At 67.3% G+C, this 18,633-nt stretch carries 16 protein-coding genes; 1 reads left to right on the top strand and 15 read right to left on the bottom strand.

Translation table 11 applies throughout. From position 1 onward, the window contains the following. Positions 1 to 143: 143 nt before the first annotated feature. From glmM to AC1Z3O_RS04655, 4 genes are all read right to left on the bottom strand, one after another. Positions 144 to 1,490 (bottom strand): phosphoglucosamine mutase, encoded by a 1,347-nt coding sequence (gene glmM / locus AC1Z3O_RS04670; RefSeq protein WP_483513924.1) that lies wholly within the window; start codon positions 1,488 to 1,490, stop codon positions 144 to 146. A gap of 46 nt (positions 1,491 to 1,536) precedes the next feature. After that, positions 1,537 to 2,412, bottom strand: a complete 876-nt coding sequence (gene folP, locus AC1Z3O_RS04665) for a dihydropteroate synthase (protein WP_483513923.1) — start codon at positions 2,410 to 2,412, stop codon at positions 1,537 to 1,539. Between the two features lie 181 nt (positions 2,413 to 2,593). Continuing rightward, positions 2,594 to 4,480: an ATP-dependent zinc metalloprotease FtsH gene (ftsH, locus tag AC1Z3O_RS04660; protein WP_483513921.1), complete on the bottom strand. Its 1,887-nt coding sequence runs from the start codon at positions 4,478 to 4,480 to the stop codon at positions 2,594 to 2,596. Between the two features lie 180 nt (positions 4,481 to 4,660). Then, complete coding sequence (locus tag AC1Z3O_RS04655; RefSeq protein ID WP_483513919.1) at positions 4,661 to 5,326, bottom strand: RlmE family RNA methyltransferase; 666 nt, start codon at positions 5,324 to 5,326, stop codon at positions 4,661 to 4,663. 174 nt (positions 5,327 to 5,500) lie between these two features. Between AC1Z3O_RS04655 and AC1Z3O_RS04650 the strand changes: the two genes are divergently transcribed. Next, positions 5,501 to 5,998 (top strand): YhbY family RNA-binding protein, encoded by a 498-nt coding sequence (locus AC1Z3O_RS04650; protein WP_483513917.1) that lies wholly within the window; start codon positions 5,501 to 5,503, stop codon positions 5,996 to 5,998. Positions 5,999 to 6,070: 72 nt separating this feature from the next. On the opposite strand, the gene AC1Z3O_RS04645 is transcribed toward AC1Z3O_RS04650, so the two are convergent. From AC1Z3O_RS04645 to AC1Z3O_RS04595, 11 genes are all read right to left on the bottom strand, one after another. Continuing rightward, positions 6,071 to 6,574 carry a DUF4149 domain-containing protein gene (locus AC1Z3O_RS04645; protein ID WP_483513915.1) on the bottom strand — a complete coding sequence of 168 codons (504 nt, stop codon included), beginning with the start codon at positions 6,572 to 6,574 and terminating at the stop codon, positions 6,071 to 6,073. A gap of 22 nt (positions 6,575 to 6,596) precedes the next feature. Next, entirely contained in the window at positions 6,597 to 7,073 is a 477-nt protein-coding gene (greA, locus tag AC1Z3O_RS04640) for a transcription elongation factor GreA (protein WP_483513913.1), read from the bottom strand. A 263-nt stretch (positions 7,074 to 7,336) separates the two neighbouring features. Further along, positions 7,337 to 10,585: a carbamoyl-phosphate synthase large subunit gene (gene carB, locus AC1Z3O_RS04635; RefSeq protein ID WP_483513911.1), complete on the bottom strand. Its 3,249-nt coding sequence runs from the start codon at positions 10,583 to 10,585 to the stop codon at positions 7,337 to 7,339. Positions 10,586 to 10,642: 57 nt separating this feature from the next. Then, complete coding sequence (gene leuE, locus AC1Z3O_RS04630; protein WP_483513909.1) at positions 10,643 to 11,329, bottom strand: leucine efflux protein LeuE; 687 nt, start codon at positions 11,327 to 11,329, stop codon at positions 10,643 to 10,645. 19 nt (positions 11,330 to 11,348) lie between these two features. Further along, positions 11,349 to 12,485, bottom strand: coding sequence for a glutamine-hydrolyzing carbamoyl-phosphate synthase small subunit (gene carA / locus AC1Z3O_RS04625; RefSeq protein ID WP_483513907.1), 1,137 nt, complete (start codon positions 12,483 to 12,485; stop codon positions 11,349 to 11,351). A 512-nt stretch (positions 12,486 to 12,997) separates the two neighbouring features. After that, on the bottom strand, positions 12,998 to 13,411 hold the full coding sequence (locus tag AC1Z3O_RS04620) for a RidA family protein (RefSeq protein ID WP_483513905.1): 414 nt from the start codon (positions 13,409 to 13,411) through the stop codon (positions 12,998 to 13,000). 69 nt (positions 13,412 to 13,480) lie between these two features. Next, positions 13,481 to 13,903 (bottom strand): acyl-CoA thioesterase, encoded by a 423-nt coding sequence (locus tag AC1Z3O_RS04615; protein WP_483513903.1) that lies wholly within the window; start codon positions 13,901 to 13,903, stop codon positions 13,481 to 13,483. After that, positions 13,900 to 15,570, bottom strand: a complete 1,671-nt coding sequence (locus AC1Z3O_RS04610; protein ID WP_483513902.1) for an AMP-binding protein — start codon at positions 15,568 to 15,570, stop codon at positions 13,900 to 13,902. The genes AC1Z3O_RS04615 and AC1Z3O_RS04610 overlap by 4 nt, the downstream gene beginning before the upstream one ends. A 76-nt stretch (positions 15,571 to 15,646) precedes the next feature. Then, complete coding sequence (locus tag AC1Z3O_RS04605; protein WP_483513900.1) at positions 15,647 to 16,810, bottom strand: acyl-CoA dehydrogenase family protein; 1,164 nt, start codon at positions 16,808 to 16,810, stop codon at positions 15,647 to 15,649. 52 nt (positions 16,811 to 16,862) lie between these two features. Continuing rightward, the gene (locus AC1Z3O_RS04600; protein ID WP_483513898.1) at positions 16,863 to 17,714 is read right to left on the bottom strand and encodes an enoyl-CoA hydratase family protein; all 852 of its coding nucleotides are present in this window, start codon (positions 17,712 to 17,714) and stop codon (positions 16,863 to 16,865) included. Between the two features lie 109 nt (positions 17,715 to 17,823). Beyond that, a complete protein-coding gene (locus AC1Z3O_RS04595; RefSeq protein ID WP_483513897.1) occupies positions 17,824 to 18,633 on the bottom strand; it encodes an SDR family NAD(P)-dependent oxidoreductase in 810 nt (269 codons plus the stop codon).

Here is an 18,633-nt window from a genome sequence, read left to right as displayed (position 1 = left end):
ACAGCATCAAATCTTCTTAAAAACGCGATGTGCTGCCCGCTCCCCTCCCGCGCTCTGCCCCGAATGTGAGACTGTTAATTGCAGAAATTGTGAAAAAAATGCCGGGCCAGGCCCGGCATCCTCGCTCACTGCCCTTGTGCGGCTCAGGAACGGAGCGCCTGTGCCAGCGCCTGCGCGGCGCGTTCGGCCGTTTCCACCTGCTCGGCCTCCACCATCACACGCACCACCGGCTCGGTACCGGAGGCGCGGATCAGCACACGGCCCCTGCCCTCCAGCTCAGGCTCCACCTGCGCGCGAGCGGCCTGCAGGCCGGCATGGCTCTGCCAGTCGAAGCCCTTGTCCACGCGCACATTGATCAGCTTCTGCGGGAACAGCGACACGCCGTCGAGCAGTTCCGCCAGGGTCTTGCCGCTGCGGCGCAACGCCGCCAGGACTTGCAGCGCCGAGATGATGCCGTCGCCCGTGCTATGGCGATCCAGGCACAGCAAGTGCCCCGAGCCCTCGCCACCCAAGGTCCAGCCGCGCTTGTTCAGTTCTTCCAGCACATAGCGGTCTCCGACCTTCGCGCGCACGAACTGGACGCCCATCCGCTTGAAGGCAAGTTCCACCGCCATATTGGTCATCAGGGTGCCGACGACACCCTCCACCTTATGGCCGGCCGCGATCCGGTCGCGCGCGATCAGGTACAGCAGTTCGTCCCCGTTGTAGAGGCGCCCGTCGGCATCCACCACCTGGAGCCGATCGGCGTCGCCATCGAAGGCAAGGCCCAGGTCGGCGCGCTGCTCCTTGACGGCGGCGACCAGCTTCTCCGGCGCGGTCGCGCCGTAGCCCGCATTGATGTTGCGGCCATCGGGCTGGTTGCCGATCGCCGTCACCTCGGCGCCGAGCTCGTGGAAGACGTGGGGCGCGATGTGGTAAGCCGCGCCGTGGGCGCAGTCCACCACCAGCTTGAGGCCACGCAGATCCTGCTCGTAGGGGAAGGTGCTCTTGCAGAACTCGATGTAGCGGCCGGCGGCATCGTCGATGCGCCTGGCCCGCCCAAGCTCGTCGGAAGGCGCGCAGCCCATCGGCACCTCGAGCGCGGCCTCGATCTCCATCTCGACCGCATCGGGTAGCTTGTCACCGTCCGCTGAGAAGAACTTGATGCCGTTGTCATAGTACGGATTGTGGCTGGCCGAGATGACCACGCCGGCGGACAGGCGCAGCGCGCGCGTCAGGTAGGCAATGCCCGGTGTGGGCAGCGGGCCCGTCAGCAGCACGTTGACGCCGGCCGAGGTGAAGCCCGCTTCCAGCGCGGCTTCCAGCATATAGCCCGAAATACGGGTGTCCTTTCCGATCAGCACCGTCGGCCGGCCTTGCGCATGCTGCCTGGCGCCGTGTGCCAGCACCTTGCCGGCGGCGTGCCCGAGGCGCATCACCAGATCCGGCGTGATCGGCAGCTCTCCGACCTTGCCGCGCACGCCATCGGTGCCGAAGTACTTGCGAGTCATTGGATCAATCTCCTGATTCCCTTTGTATCCCGTATCGTTGGCCGCCTCAGCCGTTCACGCTGGCGACCGATTCGTTGCGGACCGCCCACCAGACCTTCAGGGCGTCCACCGTCTGTTCCACATCATGCACGCGCACGATGTACGCACCGTGCTCAGCCGCACAAACCGCTGCCGCGATGCTGGCGGCCACGCGCTGCTGCGGCGGGCGGCCGCCAAGGATGGCACCCAACGTCGACTTGCGTGACAGGCCCACCAGCAGCGGCAGCCCGTCGATCGCCAGTTGGGGCAGCTGGCCGAGCAGGCGCAGATTATGATCCGGAGATTTACCAAAGCCATACCCCGGATCGAGGGTAATGCGCGAGGCATCGACGCCGGCTGCACGCAGCACCGCCACGCGCTCGGCCAGGAAATCGCGCACTTCGGCCACCACATCTGTGTAGTGCGGGTCTTCCTGCATGGTCTGCGGGTCGCGCTGCATATGCATCACGCACAGCCCGGCCTGGCCCTGCGCCACGGCCTCGACCGCGCCCGGCATGCGGAATCCCCAGATGTCGTTGATCAGGTCGGCGCCCGCATCCAGCGCAGCACGCATGACCTCTGGCTTGTAGGTATCGATGGAAAGTGGCCGCCCACAATCGCGCAGCGCCTCCACGACCGGCAGCACGCGATCCAGTTCCTGTTCCAGCGGCAGCGCAACCGAGCCGGGGCGGCTCGACTCGCCGCCGATGTCGATGATGTCGACGCCCTCCGCGATCATGCGCTCGGCGTGGTGCCGCGCGGCATCCAGGCCGGCGTGCTGGCCGCCATCGGAAAAGGAGTCGGGCGTGACATTGAGGATGCCCATCACCAGTGGCCGACGGGCGAGTTCAAAATGGTAGCGTCCGCACTGGAAGTGCGACGGCGGGGACTGCTTGGACGACATCGGAGAAGGAATACGGTTTCGGGACTTGCCGATGGGGCATACCACAGCCGGCAGGGAAAGCGGCGAGCCAGGCAGTCAACAACTGCAAACGGCAGCCGGAATGGAAGAAGCCGGTGCCCAGGGCACCGGCTTCAGCTTATCGCAGGTTATCGTGGCTGCACGGCTTGGCGCCCCGCGACGTTCATGCCGTCGCCGGCGCGTTCGACGGCGCTACGGGGGAGCCGCCCGAAGGCGTGCTGCCACCACCACCGCTGGCACCGGTCGCGCCACGCGGCGGACGCGGCGGCTTGCCGGCCATGATGTCGTTGACCTGGTCGGCATCAATGGTTTCCCACTCCATCAGCGCGGCCGTCATGGCCTCGACCTTGTCGCGGTTCTCTTCCAGCAGGCGCTTGGCCAGCGCGTACTGGTCGTCGATGATGCTGCGGATCTCCGCGTCGACCTTCTGCTGGGTAGCCTCCGACACGCTCTTGGACGAGAGCTTGCCGAACATGCCGTCCTGCTCGGTATCCACGTAGACCATGGCGCCGAGCGAATCGCTCATGCCGAAGCGGGTCACCATGTCGCGCGCGATCTTGGTGGCACGTTCGAAGTCGTTGGACGCGCCGGTGCTCATCGCGTTGAGGAAGACCTCCTCCGCCGCGCGACCGCCGAACAGGATGGCGATCTCTTCCAGCATGTTGTCCTTGTACTTCGAATACTTGTCATGCTCCGGCAGCTGCCAGGTCACGCCCAGCGCCCAGCCGCGCGGCATGATGGTGACCTTGTGCACCGGGTCGGCCTTGGGCAGCAGCTTGGCCACCACCGCGTGGCCGGACTCGTGGTAAGCCGTGGCCTTGCGCTCTTCTTCGCGCATGACCGTGGACTTGCGCTCCGGACCCATGAAGATCTTGTCCTTGGCGTCCTCGAAGTCCTGCATGTCGACCACGCGCTTGTTGCGGCGGGCGGCGAACAGCGCGGCCTCGTTGACCAGGTTGGCCAGGTCGGCGCCGGAAAAGCCGGGGGTGCCGCGCGCGATCACCGAGGCGTCGACGTCGTTGCCGATCGGCACCTTGCGCATGTGCACCTTCAGGATCTGCTCGCGGCCGCGGATGTCCGGCAGGCCTACATAGACCTGGCGGTCGAAGCGGCCCGGGCGCAGCAGCGCCTTGTCCAGCACGTCGGCACGGTTGGTGGCGGCGATCACGATCACGCCCGAGTTGGCCTCGAAGCCGTCCATCTCGACCAGCATCTGGTTCAGGGTCTGCTCGCGCTCGTCGTTGCCGCCGCCCATGCCGGCGCCGCGATGGCGGCCGACTGCGTCGATTTCATCGATGAACACGATGCAGGGTGCCTGCTTCTTGGCGTTCTCGAACATGTCGCGCACGCGGGCCGCGCCCACGCCGACGAACATTTCGACGAAGTCCGAACCCGAGATGCTGAAGAACGGCACCTTGGCCTCGCCGGCGATGGCGCGCGCCAGCAGCGTCTTGCCGGTACCCGGAGGGCCGACCAGCAGCACGCCGCGCGGAATGCGGCCGCCCAGCTTCTGGAATTTCTGCGGATCCTTCAGGAAGTCGACCAGTTCGACCACCTCTTCCTTGGCTTCGTCGCAGCCGGCGACGTCCTGGAAGGTGACCGCGTTCTGGTTCTCGTCGATCAGGCGCGCGCGGGACTTGCCGAAGGAGAAGGCGCCGCCTTTCCCTCCGCCCTGCATCTGCCGCATCATGTAGAACCAGAAGACGATGATCAGCAAGGTCGGCCCGAGGTAGTACAGGGCCTGGACCAGCACATTCGGCTCGTCGTCCGCCTTGCCCGTCACCTGGACACCGTACTTCATCAGGTCGCCGACCATCCAGATGTCGCCCGGCGAGATGATGGTGTACTTGGCGCCCTCCTTGGGCGTCACCACCAGGTTGCGGCCTTGCACGTCGACGCGGCCCACCTTGCCGTTCTTGGCGTCATCCATGAACTGCGAGTAGGTGACGCTCTCCTGGGTGCGGGGCTTGTCGAACTGCTTGAAGACGGTAAACAGGACCAGTGCGATCACCAGCCAGATTGCCGCCTTTTGAAACAGGTTGTTATTCAAGGCCGAACTCCTTTGCAATTGCCTTGCCAACGGATAGCTGCATTGTAATGCAGCACTGGCTCCCGGGGGGAAACACTGAATTCATGACACCGATAGGCTCGCGGCCAGCACTTGTTTCCAGTTTCGCCCGGCACGCCGCCGCTGTCCTTGATCTACATCCAGCGAACCGGCCAAGGCGCGTCAGGCGGTCGATTTCAGGTGGCGCCCAAGGATGAACGTCTCGGAAGACTTGTCGCGCGACGCCTTGGGCTTGCGCTTCGCGACCACCTTGAACACCTGCTTGAACTTCTCCACGATCTGACTGTAGCCGCTGCCGTGGAAGCACTTTACCAGCAGCGCGCCCTCCGGCTTCAGGTGCGCCTGGGCGAACTCCAGCGCCAGGTCGCACAGATAGTCGATGCGCGCGGCATCGGCGGAGGCTACCCCAGACAGATTGGGGGCCATATCCGACAAAACAAGATCGATTTTTGCACCACCGGAGGCTTCCAGCACCACTTTTTCCAGTTGCCGGAAGATTTCCTCCTCGCGGAAGTCACCCTGGATGAAGGTCACGTCGGCGATCGGCTCCATCGGCAGCAGGTCGATCGCCACCACGGCGCCGTCGATGCGGCCGTCCTTGGCGCGCGGCGACGCCGCCAGCTTGTTACGCGCATACTGGCTCCAGCTGCCCGGTGCGGCGCCCAGGTCGACAATGACCTGGCCCGGACGGATCAGCTTGTCCTGCTCGTCGATCTCCTTGAGCTTGTACGCGGCGCGGGCCCGGTAGCCCTCGCGCTGCGCCATCTTCACATAGGGATCGTTGATATGGTCGTGCAACCACGACTGATTGAACTTGTTCTTGGCCATTCCCAACACAGATGTGCGGGAAAGCCGTCGCGCGGCGGCCTGCAGCGCCTGGCTTTCCCTATCGATTTTGCTGATTTTGCCGCCGAGGCGGGCCGATTTGACGGATAATACGCGCCAATTCGCTTTTACCGGCCGCTTGCGGCCCCGTTTGCGCCGCTTGCCGGCGCCTCATCTATGCCCGCACTACAACTCATTCCCGCCCAGCGCTCCGAACTCCGCTCACGCGCCCACGGCCTCAATCCGGTCGTAATGATCGGCGCCGAAGGCCTCACCCCCGCGGTGCTGGCGGAAATCGACCGCAGCCTGGCGGCGCACGACCTGATCAAGATCCGCGTCTTCGGTGACGAGCGCGACAACCGCATCGCCATCTACGAAGAGATCTGCGACGCGCTGGACGCCGCGCCGATCCAGCACATCGGCAAGCTGCTGGTGGTGTGGCGCCCGGGTCCCGCGCGCCTGAAGGAAAACCAGCCGAACGAACTCGCTCGCTCGGCGCCGCGCAAGGGCGCCGCACCGCGCACGGTCACGGTCCGCAAGCCCAGCGCCGCGCCGAACCGGCGCCCCACGCGCAAGGATTTGACCGTGCTGGGCAACGAGCGCGTGACCGCCGGCGGCAATGTCAAGCGTGCCCGCGCGCGTCCCACCAGCCAGAAGAAGAAGGCACTGGGCTAAGCCAGCGCACCGCCGGGCACCCCGGGGTGCCCGTGCCGCGCTGGCCTGTGCCACCGCGGCCCCTCTTCTCTCTTACTCCCCTGCCGAACGCGGCGCGGCAGCGCGCCACACCAGCACCAGGGCCAGCACGCTCTGCAGCAGGTAGAACGCGCTCGAAATGCCGTGCAGCATGCCGAAGTCGCTCTTGTACGGCGACTCCGAGACCCCCACGCCCAGCGCATGCGCCTTGGCCTTCAGGCTCTCCATGAAGGGCTGCACGCCGAAGTAGCCGACCAGCACACAGCACAGCATCGCCAGCACGAGCCAGCGCAGCGCCCTGTAGCGGGCCGCACCGCGGCGGATCATCACATTGCACAGCACCAGCTGCAGCACGCCCACGACGACGCCGAGGATGGCCTGGGTGTGGAAAAGCTGGCCGGCGATCATGCCCGCCATCTCGCGGCTGGGCAGGATCGAGAACAGCGTAGGCGCCACCATATACCCCACCGTCCACATGCTGCCTGCCCAGATCACGGTCAGCAGAAGGAAGACACGATGCGGCAGCGGAGGCAGGTTGGCGTAGGAGGCGGAGAACACGGGACGGTGCCGGGCGCGTGGATCAGACGTAGCTGACGGTGATGACTTCGTACTCGCGCTCGCCGCCCGGTGCCAGCACCGTCGCCACGTCGCCTTCGAACTTGCCGATCAGGGCGCGCGCGATCGGCGAGCTGACCGAGATCTTGCCCGTGTCGAGATCAGCCTCGTCGTCGCCGACGATCTGGTAGCGCACCGGGCTGCCGGACTCTAGGTCTTCCAGCTCGACCGTGGCGCCGAACACGATGCGGCCGTCGGTGTCGAGCTGGGTCGGATCGATGACCTGCGCGGTCGACAGCTTGGACTCCACCTCCAGGATGCGGCCCTCGATGAAGGCCTGCTTCTCCTTGGCGGCGTCGTACTCGGCGTTCTCCGACAGGTCGCCCTGCGCGCGCGCCTCTGAGATGGCGTTGATCACGGCCGGACGTTCGACGGCCTTCAGGCGGTGCAGTTCCTCCTTGAGCAGTTCTGCGCCGCGCTTGGTAATCGGAATGGTGCTCATGTCTTTGTTCGGCAAAAAAATGAGCCGCAGCGGAGCGAGATCCATGTCCCGGCACGAGGGCCGGTGGCACTTCCGCTCAACCGCGGCTTACAGTTTGGATCGCCCGGCAGCCCGGGGGAGACCCGGACATCGCCGTTCGATCAGCGAATTTCACGTTAGTTTAGGCCAAGATGCCCGCTGCCAGCAACTGCAGCGGGCGTACCCCAAGGACGGCGCGCCGCTTGGGGCACGCCGTCCTTGGGGCGGCGGCCGCCGGGTGTACCTCAGGCCAGTTCGCCGTGCAGGCCCTGCAGGTCATAGACCTCCAGGCTCTGCATGTGCTTCAGGCCTTCCACCGCGGCGCGGGCGCCGGCGATGGTGGTGTAGTACGGCACACGATGGGCCAGCGCCGAGATACGGATCGAGCGCGAATCGGCGATGGCGGTGCGGGTCTCGTCGACGGTGGTGAAGACCAGCGCGAGTTCGCCGTTCTTCAGCATGTCGACGATATGCGGGCGGCCATCCTTGACCTTGTTCACCATGCGCACCGGGATGCCTGCTGCCTCGATGGCCGAGGCGGTGCCGCGGGTGGCCACGATCGGGTAGCCCAGGTCGTGCAGCATGCGGGCCACGCCGACGGCGCGCGGCTTGTCGCTGTCCTTGACCGTGATCAGCACGGTGCCCTTGGCCGGCAGGCGCGAACCTGCGGCCAGCTGGCTCTTGAAGAGCGCCTCGCCGAAGGTCCTGCCCACGCCCATCACCTCGCCGGTGGAGCGCATCTCAGGTCCGAGCACCGGGTCGACGCCCGGGAACTTGTTGAACGGGAACACCGCTTCCTTGACGCTGAAGTACGGCGGCACCACCTCGGCAACGATGCCCTGCGAATCCAGCGACTGGCCCGCCATGCAGCGCGCGGCGATCTTGGCCAGCGACAGGCCGGTGGCCTTGGACACGTAAGGCACCGTGCGCGAGGCGCGCGGGTTCACTTCCAGCACGTAGACGACGTCCTTGCCGTCGGTCTGCTGGATGGCGAACTGCACGTTCATCAGGCCGACCACGTTCAGGGCCTTGGCCATCGCGGCGGTCTGGCGCTTGAGTTCGTCCACGGTTTCCTGCGCCAGCGAGTACGGCGGCAGCGAGCAGGCGGAGTCGCCCGAGTGCACGCCGGCCTGCTCGATGTGCTCCATCACGCCGCCGATGAAGACGCGCTGGCCATCGCACAGGGCATCCACGTCGCACTCGATGGCGTCGTTCAGGAAGCGGTCGAGCAGCACCGGAGAGTCGTTCGAGACCTTGACGGCCTCGCGCATGTAGCGCTCCAGGTCGCGCGGCTCATGCACGATTTCCATGGCGCGGCCGCCCAGAACGTAGGAGGGACGCACCACCAGCGGGTAGCCGATTTCTTCGGCCAGGCGCAGCGCCTCGTCCTCGGCACGCGCGGTGCGGTTGGGCGGCTGGCGCAGGCCCAGCTCCTGCAGCAGCTTCTGGAAGCGCTCGCGGTCCTCGGCGGCGTCGATCATGTCGGGGCTGGTGCCGATGATGGGCACGCCGTTGGCTTCCAGGTCGAGCGCCAGCTTCAGCGGGGTCTGGCCGCCGTACTGCACGATCACGCCGACCGGCTTCTCCATGTCGACGATTTCCAGCACGTCTTCCAGCGTCACCGGCTCGAAGTACAGGCGGTCGGAGGTGTCGTAGTCGGTCGACACGGTCTCCGGGTTGCAGTTGACCATGATGGTCTCGTAGCCGTCCTCGCGCAGCGCGAGCGCGGCGTGCACGCAGCAGTAGTCGAACTCGATGCCCTGGCCGATCCGGTTCGGGCCGCCGCCCAGGACCATGATCTTCTTGCGGTCGGTCGGGTTGGCCTCGCACTCGCCATGCTCGGCCTCGTAGGTCGAGTACATATAGGCGGTGTTGGTGGAGAACTCAGCCGCGCAGGTGTCCACGCGCTTGTAGACCGGGCGCACGTTCTTGGCCAGGCGCGCCTCGCGCACGGCCTTGGCGTCGATCTTCAGCAGCTTGGCCAGGCGGCGGTCGGAGAAGCCCTTCTGCTTGAGCAGGCGCAGTTCTGCGGCCGACAGGCTGTCCAGCGTGCGGCTCTTGACCAGGCCCTCGGTCTTGACGATGTCTTCGATCTGGGCCAGGAACCAGGGATCGATGTCGGTCTCGGCGTAGACCTCTTCCAGTGACATGCCGAGGCGGAAGGCATCGCCCACGTACCAGATGCGGTCCGGGCCGGCCTCGCCGATCTCCTCGACGATCTCGTCGCGGTCGGCCGACTTCTCGTCCAGGCCGTCCACGCCCACTTCCAGGCCGCGCAGGGCCTTCTGGAACGATTCCTGGAAGGTGCGGCCCATGGCCATCACCTCGCCCACCGACTTCATCTGGGTGGTCAGGTGGCTGTCGGCCTGCGGGAACTTCTCGAAGGCGAAGCGCGGCACCTTGGTGACCACGTAGTCGATCGACGGCTCGAACGAGGCCGGGGTCAGGCCGCCGGTGATCTCGTTCTTCAGCTCGTCCAGCGTGTAGCCCACCGCCAGCTTGGCGGCGACCTTGGCGATCGGGAAGCCGGTGGCCTTGGAGGCCAGCGCCGACGAACGCGACACGCGCGGGTTCATCTCGATGACGATCATGCGACCGTCCTTCGGGTTGATCGAGAACTGCACGTTGGAACCGCCGGTATCCACGCCGATCTCGCGCAGCACGGCCAGCGAGGCGTTGCGCAGGATCTGGTATTCCTTGTCGGTCAGGGTCTGCGCCGGCGCCACGGTGATGGAGTCGCCGGTGTGGATGCCCATCGGATCCAGGTTCTCGATCGAGCAGATGATGATGCAGTTGTCCGCCTTGTCGCGGACCACTTCCATCTCATATTCCTTCCAGCCCAGCAGCGATTCCTCGATCAGCAGCTCGCGCGTCGGCGACAGGTCGAGGCCGCGCTTGCAGATCTCCTCGAACTCTTCGCGGTTGTAGGCGATGCCGCCACCGCTGCCGCCCAGCGTGAAGGAGGGGCGGATCACGATCGGGTAGCCGGTGGTGCTGGTCTCGCGCGCGATCTGCGCCTGCACCGCAACCGCCTCGTCCATCGAGTGGGCGATGCCGGACTTGGCCGAGCCCAGGCCGATCTTGGTCATCGCCTCCTTGAACTTCTGGCGGTCCTCAGCCTTGTCGATGGCCTCGGGCGATGCGCCGATCAGCTCGACCTTGTACTTTTCCAGCACGCCGTTGCGGTGCAGGTCGAGCGCGCAGTTCAGCGCGGTCTGGCCGCCCATGGTCGGCAGGATGGCGTCGGGACGCTCCTTGGCGATGATGCGCTCGACCACTTCCCAGGTGATCGGCTCGATGTAGGTCACATCGGCCGTGCTGGGGTCGGTCATGATGGTCGCCGGGTTCGAGTTGACCAGGATGACCTTGAAGCCTTCCTCGCGCAGCGCCTTGCAGGCCTGCGCGCCGGAGTAATCGAACTCGCACGCCTGGCCGATGATGATGGGGCCCGCGCCGATGATCAGGATGCTCTTGATGTCTGTGCGTTTTGGCATTGCACGCTCTCTTTGTTGGCGGGCGCGCTCGCGCGCGCCGCACCGGATGTCAGGTGTTCAGTTCAGTGTGGCCGTGGCCAGCTTGGCGCCGAAGCCGATGAACATGGCGCCCACGCCGCTGGCCATGCCCGCCGTCAGGCGTCGGCGGCGGCGGAAGGCCTCGGCCAGCCGGGCGCCCGTGAAGATGATGGTGGTCAGGTAGGCGAAGCTGCACACCTGGCACACCAGCCCCAGCACGACGAAGGACAGCGCCGGATATGCGAAGCCCGGGTCCACGAACTGGATGAAGAAGGAGATGAAGAACAGGATGGCCTTCGGGTTCAGCAGGCTGATCACCAGCGCCTTGCGGAAGGGACTGGCCTCGCTGGCGAGCGAGGGCGCCACCTGCGGCTGCGCGCCGGCCACGTCGGCTGCACTGCGCGCGCGCCAGCCGCGCACCGCGCCGCGCAGCATCTGCAGCCCGATCCAGCCGAGGTAGGCCGCGCCCGCGTACTTGACCACGTGGAACAGCGCCGGGCTCGCCTTCAGCAACGAAGCCACGCCCGCGGCGGACAGCGCCATCAGGATGGCATCGCCCACGAACACCCCGCAGGCGCCCTTGTAGCCGGCGCGCACGCCGCGCTGCGCGGCCACCGACAGCACGAACATCGAGTTCGGGCCGGGCAGCAGCACGATGAAGATCGTGCCGAGCACATAGGTCCAGAAGTCGGTGATGCCGAGCGCAGTGTGCATGAAGGCGTTCATGGCGATGTCCTGGTCCCGCTTACTGCTTGCGCTCGGCCATCGCCGCGGTGAAGCGGTCGAACAGGTAGCCGATGTCGTGCGGGCCGGGCGAGGCTTCCGGGTGGCCCTGGAAGCAGAACGCCGGACGGTCGGTCAGCTCGAAGCCCTGCAGCGTGCCGTCGAACAGCGACACGTGCGTCACGCGCGCGTTGGCCGGCAGCGATTCCGGATCCACCGCGAAGCCGTGGTTCTGCGAGGTGATGATCACGCGGCCGTCGTCCAGGTCCTTGACCGGGTGGTTGGCGCCGTGATGGCCGGTCTTCATCTTCAGCGTCTTCGCGCCGACGGCCAGGCCCATGATCTGGTGGCCCAGGCAGATGCCGAAGGTCGGGACGCCGCGCTCGAGGAACTCGCGCGTGGCGGCGATGGCGTAGTCGCAGGGCTCGGGGTCGCCGGGGCCGTTGGACAGGAAGACGCCGTCCGGATTCAGCGCCAGCGCATCGGCCGCGCTGGCCTGGGCCGGCAGCACCGTCACCTTGCAGCCACGCTCGGCCAACATGCGCAGGATGTTGTACTTGACGCCGAAGTCATAGGCGACCACGTGGAAGCGCGGTGCTTCCTGCTTGCCGTAGCCACGGCCCAGCGCCCACTCGGTCTGGGTCCAGTCGTACGGTTCCTTGACCGACACCACCTTGGCCAGGTCCATGCCGGCCAGGCCGGGGAAGGAGCGGGCCAGGTCGATGGCCTTCTGCACATTGTCCTCGCCGGCGAGGATGCAGCCGTTCTGGGCGCCCTTCTCGCGCAGGATGCGGGTCAGCTTGCGGGTGTCGATGCCGGCGATGGCAACCACCTTCTCCTGCTTCAGGTAGTGGCCGAGCGTGTGTTCCTTGCGGAAGTTCGACGCCTGCAGCGGCAGGTCCTTGATGATCAGGCCGGCGGCATGGACTTTGGTGGCTTCGACGTCCTCAGCGTTCACCCCGACATTGCCGATATGCGGATACGTCAGCGTGACGATCTGCCGGGAATAGCTGGGGTCGGTGAGGATTTCCTGGTAACCGGTGATGGCGGTGTTGAACACCACTTCGCCGATGGTATGGCCGGAAGCGCCGATGGAATAGCCACGAAAGACCGTGCCGTCTGCAAGCGCGAGGATGGCGGACGGGAAAGACGGTAACACGGGTAGGCTCCTGCTGGATTCACCCCGTCACCGACCTGATCGACGCCTCTGGCCCCCGGAGGGTCCCGGCACGACGGCAGCGCGCAAGCATGCTGTCGGGGCCGGCCGCGCCATGCTCCAAACTTCACTTTTCTCCGCTACACTCCTTGGCGGAAGCAGCTGGGTACCAGGCGAATCCGGGCGAGGCCCGAGCAAGGCGGAAATGGGGGCGGCGGAAGGTGGAATGCGGTTGGCGCTAGGGTGAAGGGTTCTGAAAGCGAAACTTTCGAATTATATCTCGCGCAGGGCATTTTCTCAAGTTTTCAAGGACTTGCGGACTTTCGCCCGGGCAGCCGAGCCCCGCATGCACCACATCGGCGCCGCCGGCGAGCCCGGCCCGCCCTCCCCGCCACGCCGGCGTGCTCCATGCATCTCCGGCAGCGCCACACCTTTTCGGGCCCCCTACCCGGCGGGCCATCCGGCGACCATCCAGGACCTGCTTTTCACCGCCCCCGGCGGCCTTCCATCCGGCCTCAGTTTCCGCCAGGCGGAACCACCGCCGTGACCTCGATCTCCACCTTGGCGCGGGACTCGACCAGGTCGGCCACTTCCACCGCCGTCATCGCCGGGAAATGCCGGCCGATCACCTCGCGATAGTGCGCGCCGATGGCGCGATAGGCGCTGACATACTCCGTCTTGTCCTTGACATACCAGGTCATGCGCACGATGTGCTCCGGGCGCGCGCCGCCGGCAGCCAGCACGGCCGCGATATTGCGCAGCGCCTGGCCCGCCTGCTCGGCGAAGTCATCGGTTTCGAACTCGCACTGCGCGTTCCAGCCGATCTGGCCGCTGATGAACAGCAGCCGGCTGCCGGCCTGCATCTCCGTCATCATGCCGTTGACGTAACCGCGAGGCGGAGCCCAGTCGGGTGGTTGCAGAATCTTCATGTCGTTTCCAGGTTTTCCGTGGTGATAGGTTGTGCGTTCGGGTGCATTCGGGTGCGTTCGGCGATGCGCTCAGGCTTCCGTCACATAGCGCTCCATGGCGGCGCGCACGGCCTCCGGCCAGGGCCGCGGCGCGATGCGCGCCAGGTCGACGCAGACCAGCCGCTGCGTGAATATCACGCGATCGTCCCCCGCAGGGCCGGCGAAGCGTACCAGCAAGGTGGCGCTGGAGCCGCCCAGCCGGGTCACCGCCAGTTCGCGCGTCAGCGTCTCGCCGAGCCGGTTCGGCGCCAGGAAGCGGGTGGTGACCTCGGCGGTGGGCACGCCGCAGCGGTCGCTGCCGTGCATCGCCTCGAAGGGCCAGTCCAGCGCCTCTCCGAACCAGTCCTCGACCAGGTCGTTGAGCATGTCGAAGTAGCGCGGGAAGAACACGATGCCAGCCGCATCGCAGTCCTTGAAGCGCACCCGCACGGTGTTGCGGAAGGGGGCGCTCATGGCCGCCCTGCCCCGCCGCCCTGCTCTGCCATCTGGCGCAGCCGGAAGCGCTGCAGCTTGCCGGTCTCGGTACGCGGCAGCGCCGCCACGAACTCGATGCGCCGGGGGTACTTGTAGGGCGCGATCTGGCGCTTCACATAGTCCTGCAGCACGCTGCGCGTGGTCTCGTCCGCGGCTACGCCAGGCCGGAGCACGACGAAGGCCGTCACCACCTGCCCGCGTTCGGGATCGGGGGAGCCGATCACGCCGCATTCGGCCACCGCCTCGTGTTGCATCAGCGCGCTCTCCACCTCGGGCCCGGCGATGTTGTAGCCGGCCGAAACGATCATGTCGTCCGAGCGTGCCTGGTAGAAGTAGTAGCCGTCGGCATCGGCGACGAAGGTGTCGCCCGGCAGGTTCCACCCCGCCTTGACGTAGTTGGCCTGGCGCGGGTCGTCCAGGTAGCGGCAGCCGGTCGGGCCGCGCACCGCCAGGCGGCCGACCGTGCCCGGCGGCACTGGGCGCATGTCTTCGTCGACGATCTGCGCCACGTAGCCCGGCACCACCTTGCCGATGGCGCCGGCGCGCGCTTCGGCGCCGGCGCTGGAGATAAAGATGTGCATCATCTCCGTTCCACCGATGCCATCCGTCATCTCGATGCCGGTGGCGGCCTTCCAGGTCTGGCGCGTGGCATCCGGCAGGGCCTCGCCGGCCGACACGCTTTTCTTCAGGCTGTCGAGCCGGTAGCGCGGCGCCAGCGCGGCCATCTGCCGGTAGAAGGTGGGCGCGGTGAAGACGATGGTGGCGCGGAAGTCCTGGATCAGTTCCAGCAGCGTATCCGGCGTCAGGCGCTCGGCCAGCACGGTGCAGGCGCCCACCCGCAGCGGAAAGCACAGGATGCCGCCCAGGCCGAAGGTGAAGGCGATCGGCGGCGTGCCGCAGAAGATGTCGTCGGCATCCGGCTTCAGCACGTGGCGCGGGAACAGGTCGCACATGGCGAGCACGTCGCGGTGGAAGTGCACAGTCCCTTTCGGCTGTCCCGTGGTGCCGCTGGTGAAGGCGATCAGGCAGATATCGTCGGCCGCGGTGTCGCAGGCGGCGAATGTCCCGGGCTTGCCTGCCAGTGCGGCTTCCAGCGATGCCGGGTCGCCTTCCTCGGCGTTGAAGTAGCGCACCTGCTTCAGGCTGGGGCAATGCTGCTCGCCCTCGGCCAGGTTGGCCTCCAGCTCCTCGCGCAGCCGTGCGTCGCACAGCGCAGCGCTGACCTCGGCCTTGTCGATGATCTGCTTGAGCTCGCGTGCGCGCAGCAGCGGCATGGTCGGCACCGCGATCAGGCCTGCCTTGACTGTAGCCAGCCAGCTCGCCGCCATCATCAGGTTATTGGGCCCGCGCAGCAGCACGCGATTGCCCGACACCAGCCCCATGTCTTCCACCAGCACGTGGGCGATGCGGTTGGCCAGCGCGGCCAGCTCTGCATAGCTGACCGTGCGCGCCTGCCCGCCGGCATCGCGGTAACGGATCGCGATGCGCTCCCCGCGGCCTTCGCGCACGTGCCGGTCGACCAGCTCGGCGGCGCAGTTCAGCCGCGCCGGGTACTGCGTGTCCTCGTTGAACAGGAACTCGGGCCAGGCTTCGCGCGGCGGCAGGCGGTCGCGCGCGAAGGTGTCGCTGGGGGCGTTGGTGGGCATGCTTGTCTCCGTCGTTATCCTCAGTGTGCTTCCTGCTCGGTGTGCTTCCTGCATTCATCCCAGGCCGAGCGCAGGCTCAGCCAGCCGCCAGCGTCTCGCGCGCGATGATCAGCTTCTGGACTTCGGTGGCGCCTTCATAGATGCGCAGCGCGCGGATCTCCCGATACAGGCCCTCCACGCGGGAGCCCACCTTGACGCCGAGCCCGCCGAACATCTGCACCGCGCGGTCGATCACCTGCTGGGCGTTCTCGGTGGCCACCATCTTGGCCATCGCGGCCTCGCGCGTGGTGCGCCGCTGCGCCACATCGCGCAGCCAGGCGGCACGGTAGGTCAGCAGCGCGGCAGCGTCGACCGCCGTCGCCATCTCGCCCAGCGCGGCCTGGGTCAGCTGCAGGTCGGCCAGCACGCCGCCGAACATCGGGCGCGAACGTGCCCGCGCCAGCGCCTCGTCCAGCGCGGCGCGGCCGAAGCCCAGCGCGGCGGCCGCCACCGAGGCACGGAAGATGTCCAGCGTCATCATCGCCACCTTGAAGCCCTGCCCCGGCTCGCCGAGCCGGTGCGACACGGGCACGCGGCAGCCGGAGAAGCGCAGCGTGGCCAGCGGATGCGGCGCCATCACCTCGATGCGCTCGGCGATCTCCAGGCCGGGCGTGCCGGCGTCGACCACGAAGGCGCTGATGCCGCGCGCGCCCGGCGCTTCGCCGGTGCGTGCGAACACGCAGTAGAAATCGGCGATGCCGCCGTTGGAAATCCAGGTCTTGGCGCCGTCCAGCACGTAGTGACTGCCGTCCGCCGACAGCGTCGCGCTGCATTGCATGGCGGCCACGTCAGAACCCGCCTCGGGCTCGGACAGCGCGAAGGCAGCGATGGCCTCGCCGCATGCCACGCGCGGCAGGTAGCGCTCGCGCAGCGCATCGCTGCCGGCCAGCGTGATCGCGCCCGAGCCCAGCCCCTGCATGGCGAAGGCGAAGTCAGCCAGGCCGTCGTGACGGGCCAGCGTTTCGCGCAGCAGGCACAGCGCGCGCGAATCCAGCGCCGGCAACGCGCCGCCGTAGGCGGCAGGCACGCAGTAGCGCAGCCAGCCGGCCGCGCCGAGCTGGCGCACCAGCGCACGGCAGGCGGCATCGGTATCGCCGTGGTCCACGTGCAGCGAGGCCGCGCACCAGGCGTCGAGATCGCGTTCCAGTGCGCGGTGCGCCTCGTCGAAGAACGGCAGTTCGAGATAGCTCTTGTCCGACATCGTCATCCTCGGAAGATTTGGCTTGTGTGGTGCGGCACGACGTGCATCCGGTTCAGTCGCCCTCGAACTCAGGCTTGCGCTTGGCCACGAAGGCATCGTAGGCACGGCGGAAGTCCTGGGTCTGCATGCAGATGGCCTGGGCCTCGGCCTCGGCCTCGATCGCTTCGTCGAGCCCCATATTCCATTCCTGGTGCAGCAGCTTCTTGGTGACGCCGTGGGCGAAGGTCGGCCCGGCGGCGAGCTGGGCGGCCAGCGCCTGCGCTTCGGCCAGCACCGCATCGGGAGAGTGCAGCGCATTGAAGAAGCCCCATTGCAGCCCCTCCTGCGCACTCATGCTGCGCCCGGTATAGAGCAGTTCGCTGGCACGCCCCTGCCCGATCACGCGCGGCAGCAGCGAGCACGCGCCCATGTCGGCGCCGGCCAGGCCGACTCTCACGAACAGGAAGGCGGTCTTGGCCGCCTCGGTGCCCAGGCGCATGTCGGAGGCCAGCGCCATCATGGCGCCGGCGCCGGCGCAGATGCCATCCACGGCGCTGATCACCGGCTGCGGGCAGGCGCGCATGGCCTTGATGAGGTCGCCGGTCATGCGCGTGAATTCGAGCAGCTCGGGCATGCGCATGCGCGTGAGGGGCCCGATGATCTCGTGCACGTCGCCGCCGGAGCAGAAATTGCCGCCGGCGCCGGTCACCACCACCGCCTTGATGTCGCTGGCGTAGCACAGGCCGCGGAACAGGTCGCGCAGCTCGGCGTAGGAATCGAAGGTAAGCGGGTTCTTGCGCTCGGGGCGGTTCAGGGTCACCGTGCCCACCTTGCCGTCCGCCGAGACCGACCACTGGAAGTGGCGCGGCTGGTAGTCGGCGAAGGGGCGCTTGTGGTGGCGCATGTCGAGGGCGATGTCGGTCATGGGCTATCTCTCTGTTTCTCTATCTGTCTTGTCTATCTTGTCTGTCGGTTCGCTATGTCGGCTCGCCGTTTCGGTTCTGTCTTCCGCTTCACGCGGGCGGCGACCCCGCTCAGCCGGTCATCAGCTCGCCGCCCGCCACCGCGATAGCCTGGCCGGTCATCGCGCCGGCCGCCGGCCGGCAGAGCCAGGCCACCGCATCGGCAACCTCGTCCGGCTGCACCAGCCGCTTCTGCGGATTGGCGGCGGCCAGCTCGGCGCGTGCCTCGGCCTCGCTGCGCCCGGTCTTGGCCACGATGTTGGCGACAGCCTCGCGCACGATGTCGGTCTCCGTATAGCCGGGGCAGACCGCATTGACGGTCACGCCCTTGGCGGCCACTTCCAGCGCCAGCGCCCGGGTCAGCCCGATGACGCCGTGCTTGGCCGCGCAATAGGCGCTGACGTAGCCATAGCCGGTCAGCCCCGCGGTGCTCGCCACGTTGACGATGCGGCCCCAGCCGGCCGCCAGCATGGCCGGCAGCGCGGCCTGGATGCAGAGGAAGGTGCCGGTCAGGTTCACCTCGAGCATGGACTGCCACAGCGCCAGGTCGGTCTTGCCGAAGGGCGCGCTGCGCGCCTGGCCGGCGTTGTTCACCAGCACCGCGATCGGGCCGAGGCGCTCGGCGGCGGCGGCAAAGGCCCGCGCCACCGCATCGGCATCGGCGATGTCGGCCGCTTCGATCGCCAGCGCGGCGCCGGCCGGCGCGTGTTCACGCAGCGCGGCCGCAGTCTCCTGCAGCGTCACGGCCTGGCGGCCGAGCAAGGTCACGCTGGCGCCTTCGGCCAGCAGCCGGCGCGCGATCGCCGCGCCGATGCCCCGGCCCGCGCCGGTCACCAGTGCGTGCCTGCCGCGCAACACGCCTGCGTTGGTCTGGTCGGCCAT

It is taken from the genome of Cupriavidus sp. 09_S30, assembly GCF_056930435.1.
The sequence above is the reverse complement of the archived record's forward strand: the minus strand, read 5'-3'. Positions and strand labels throughout refer to the sequence as shown.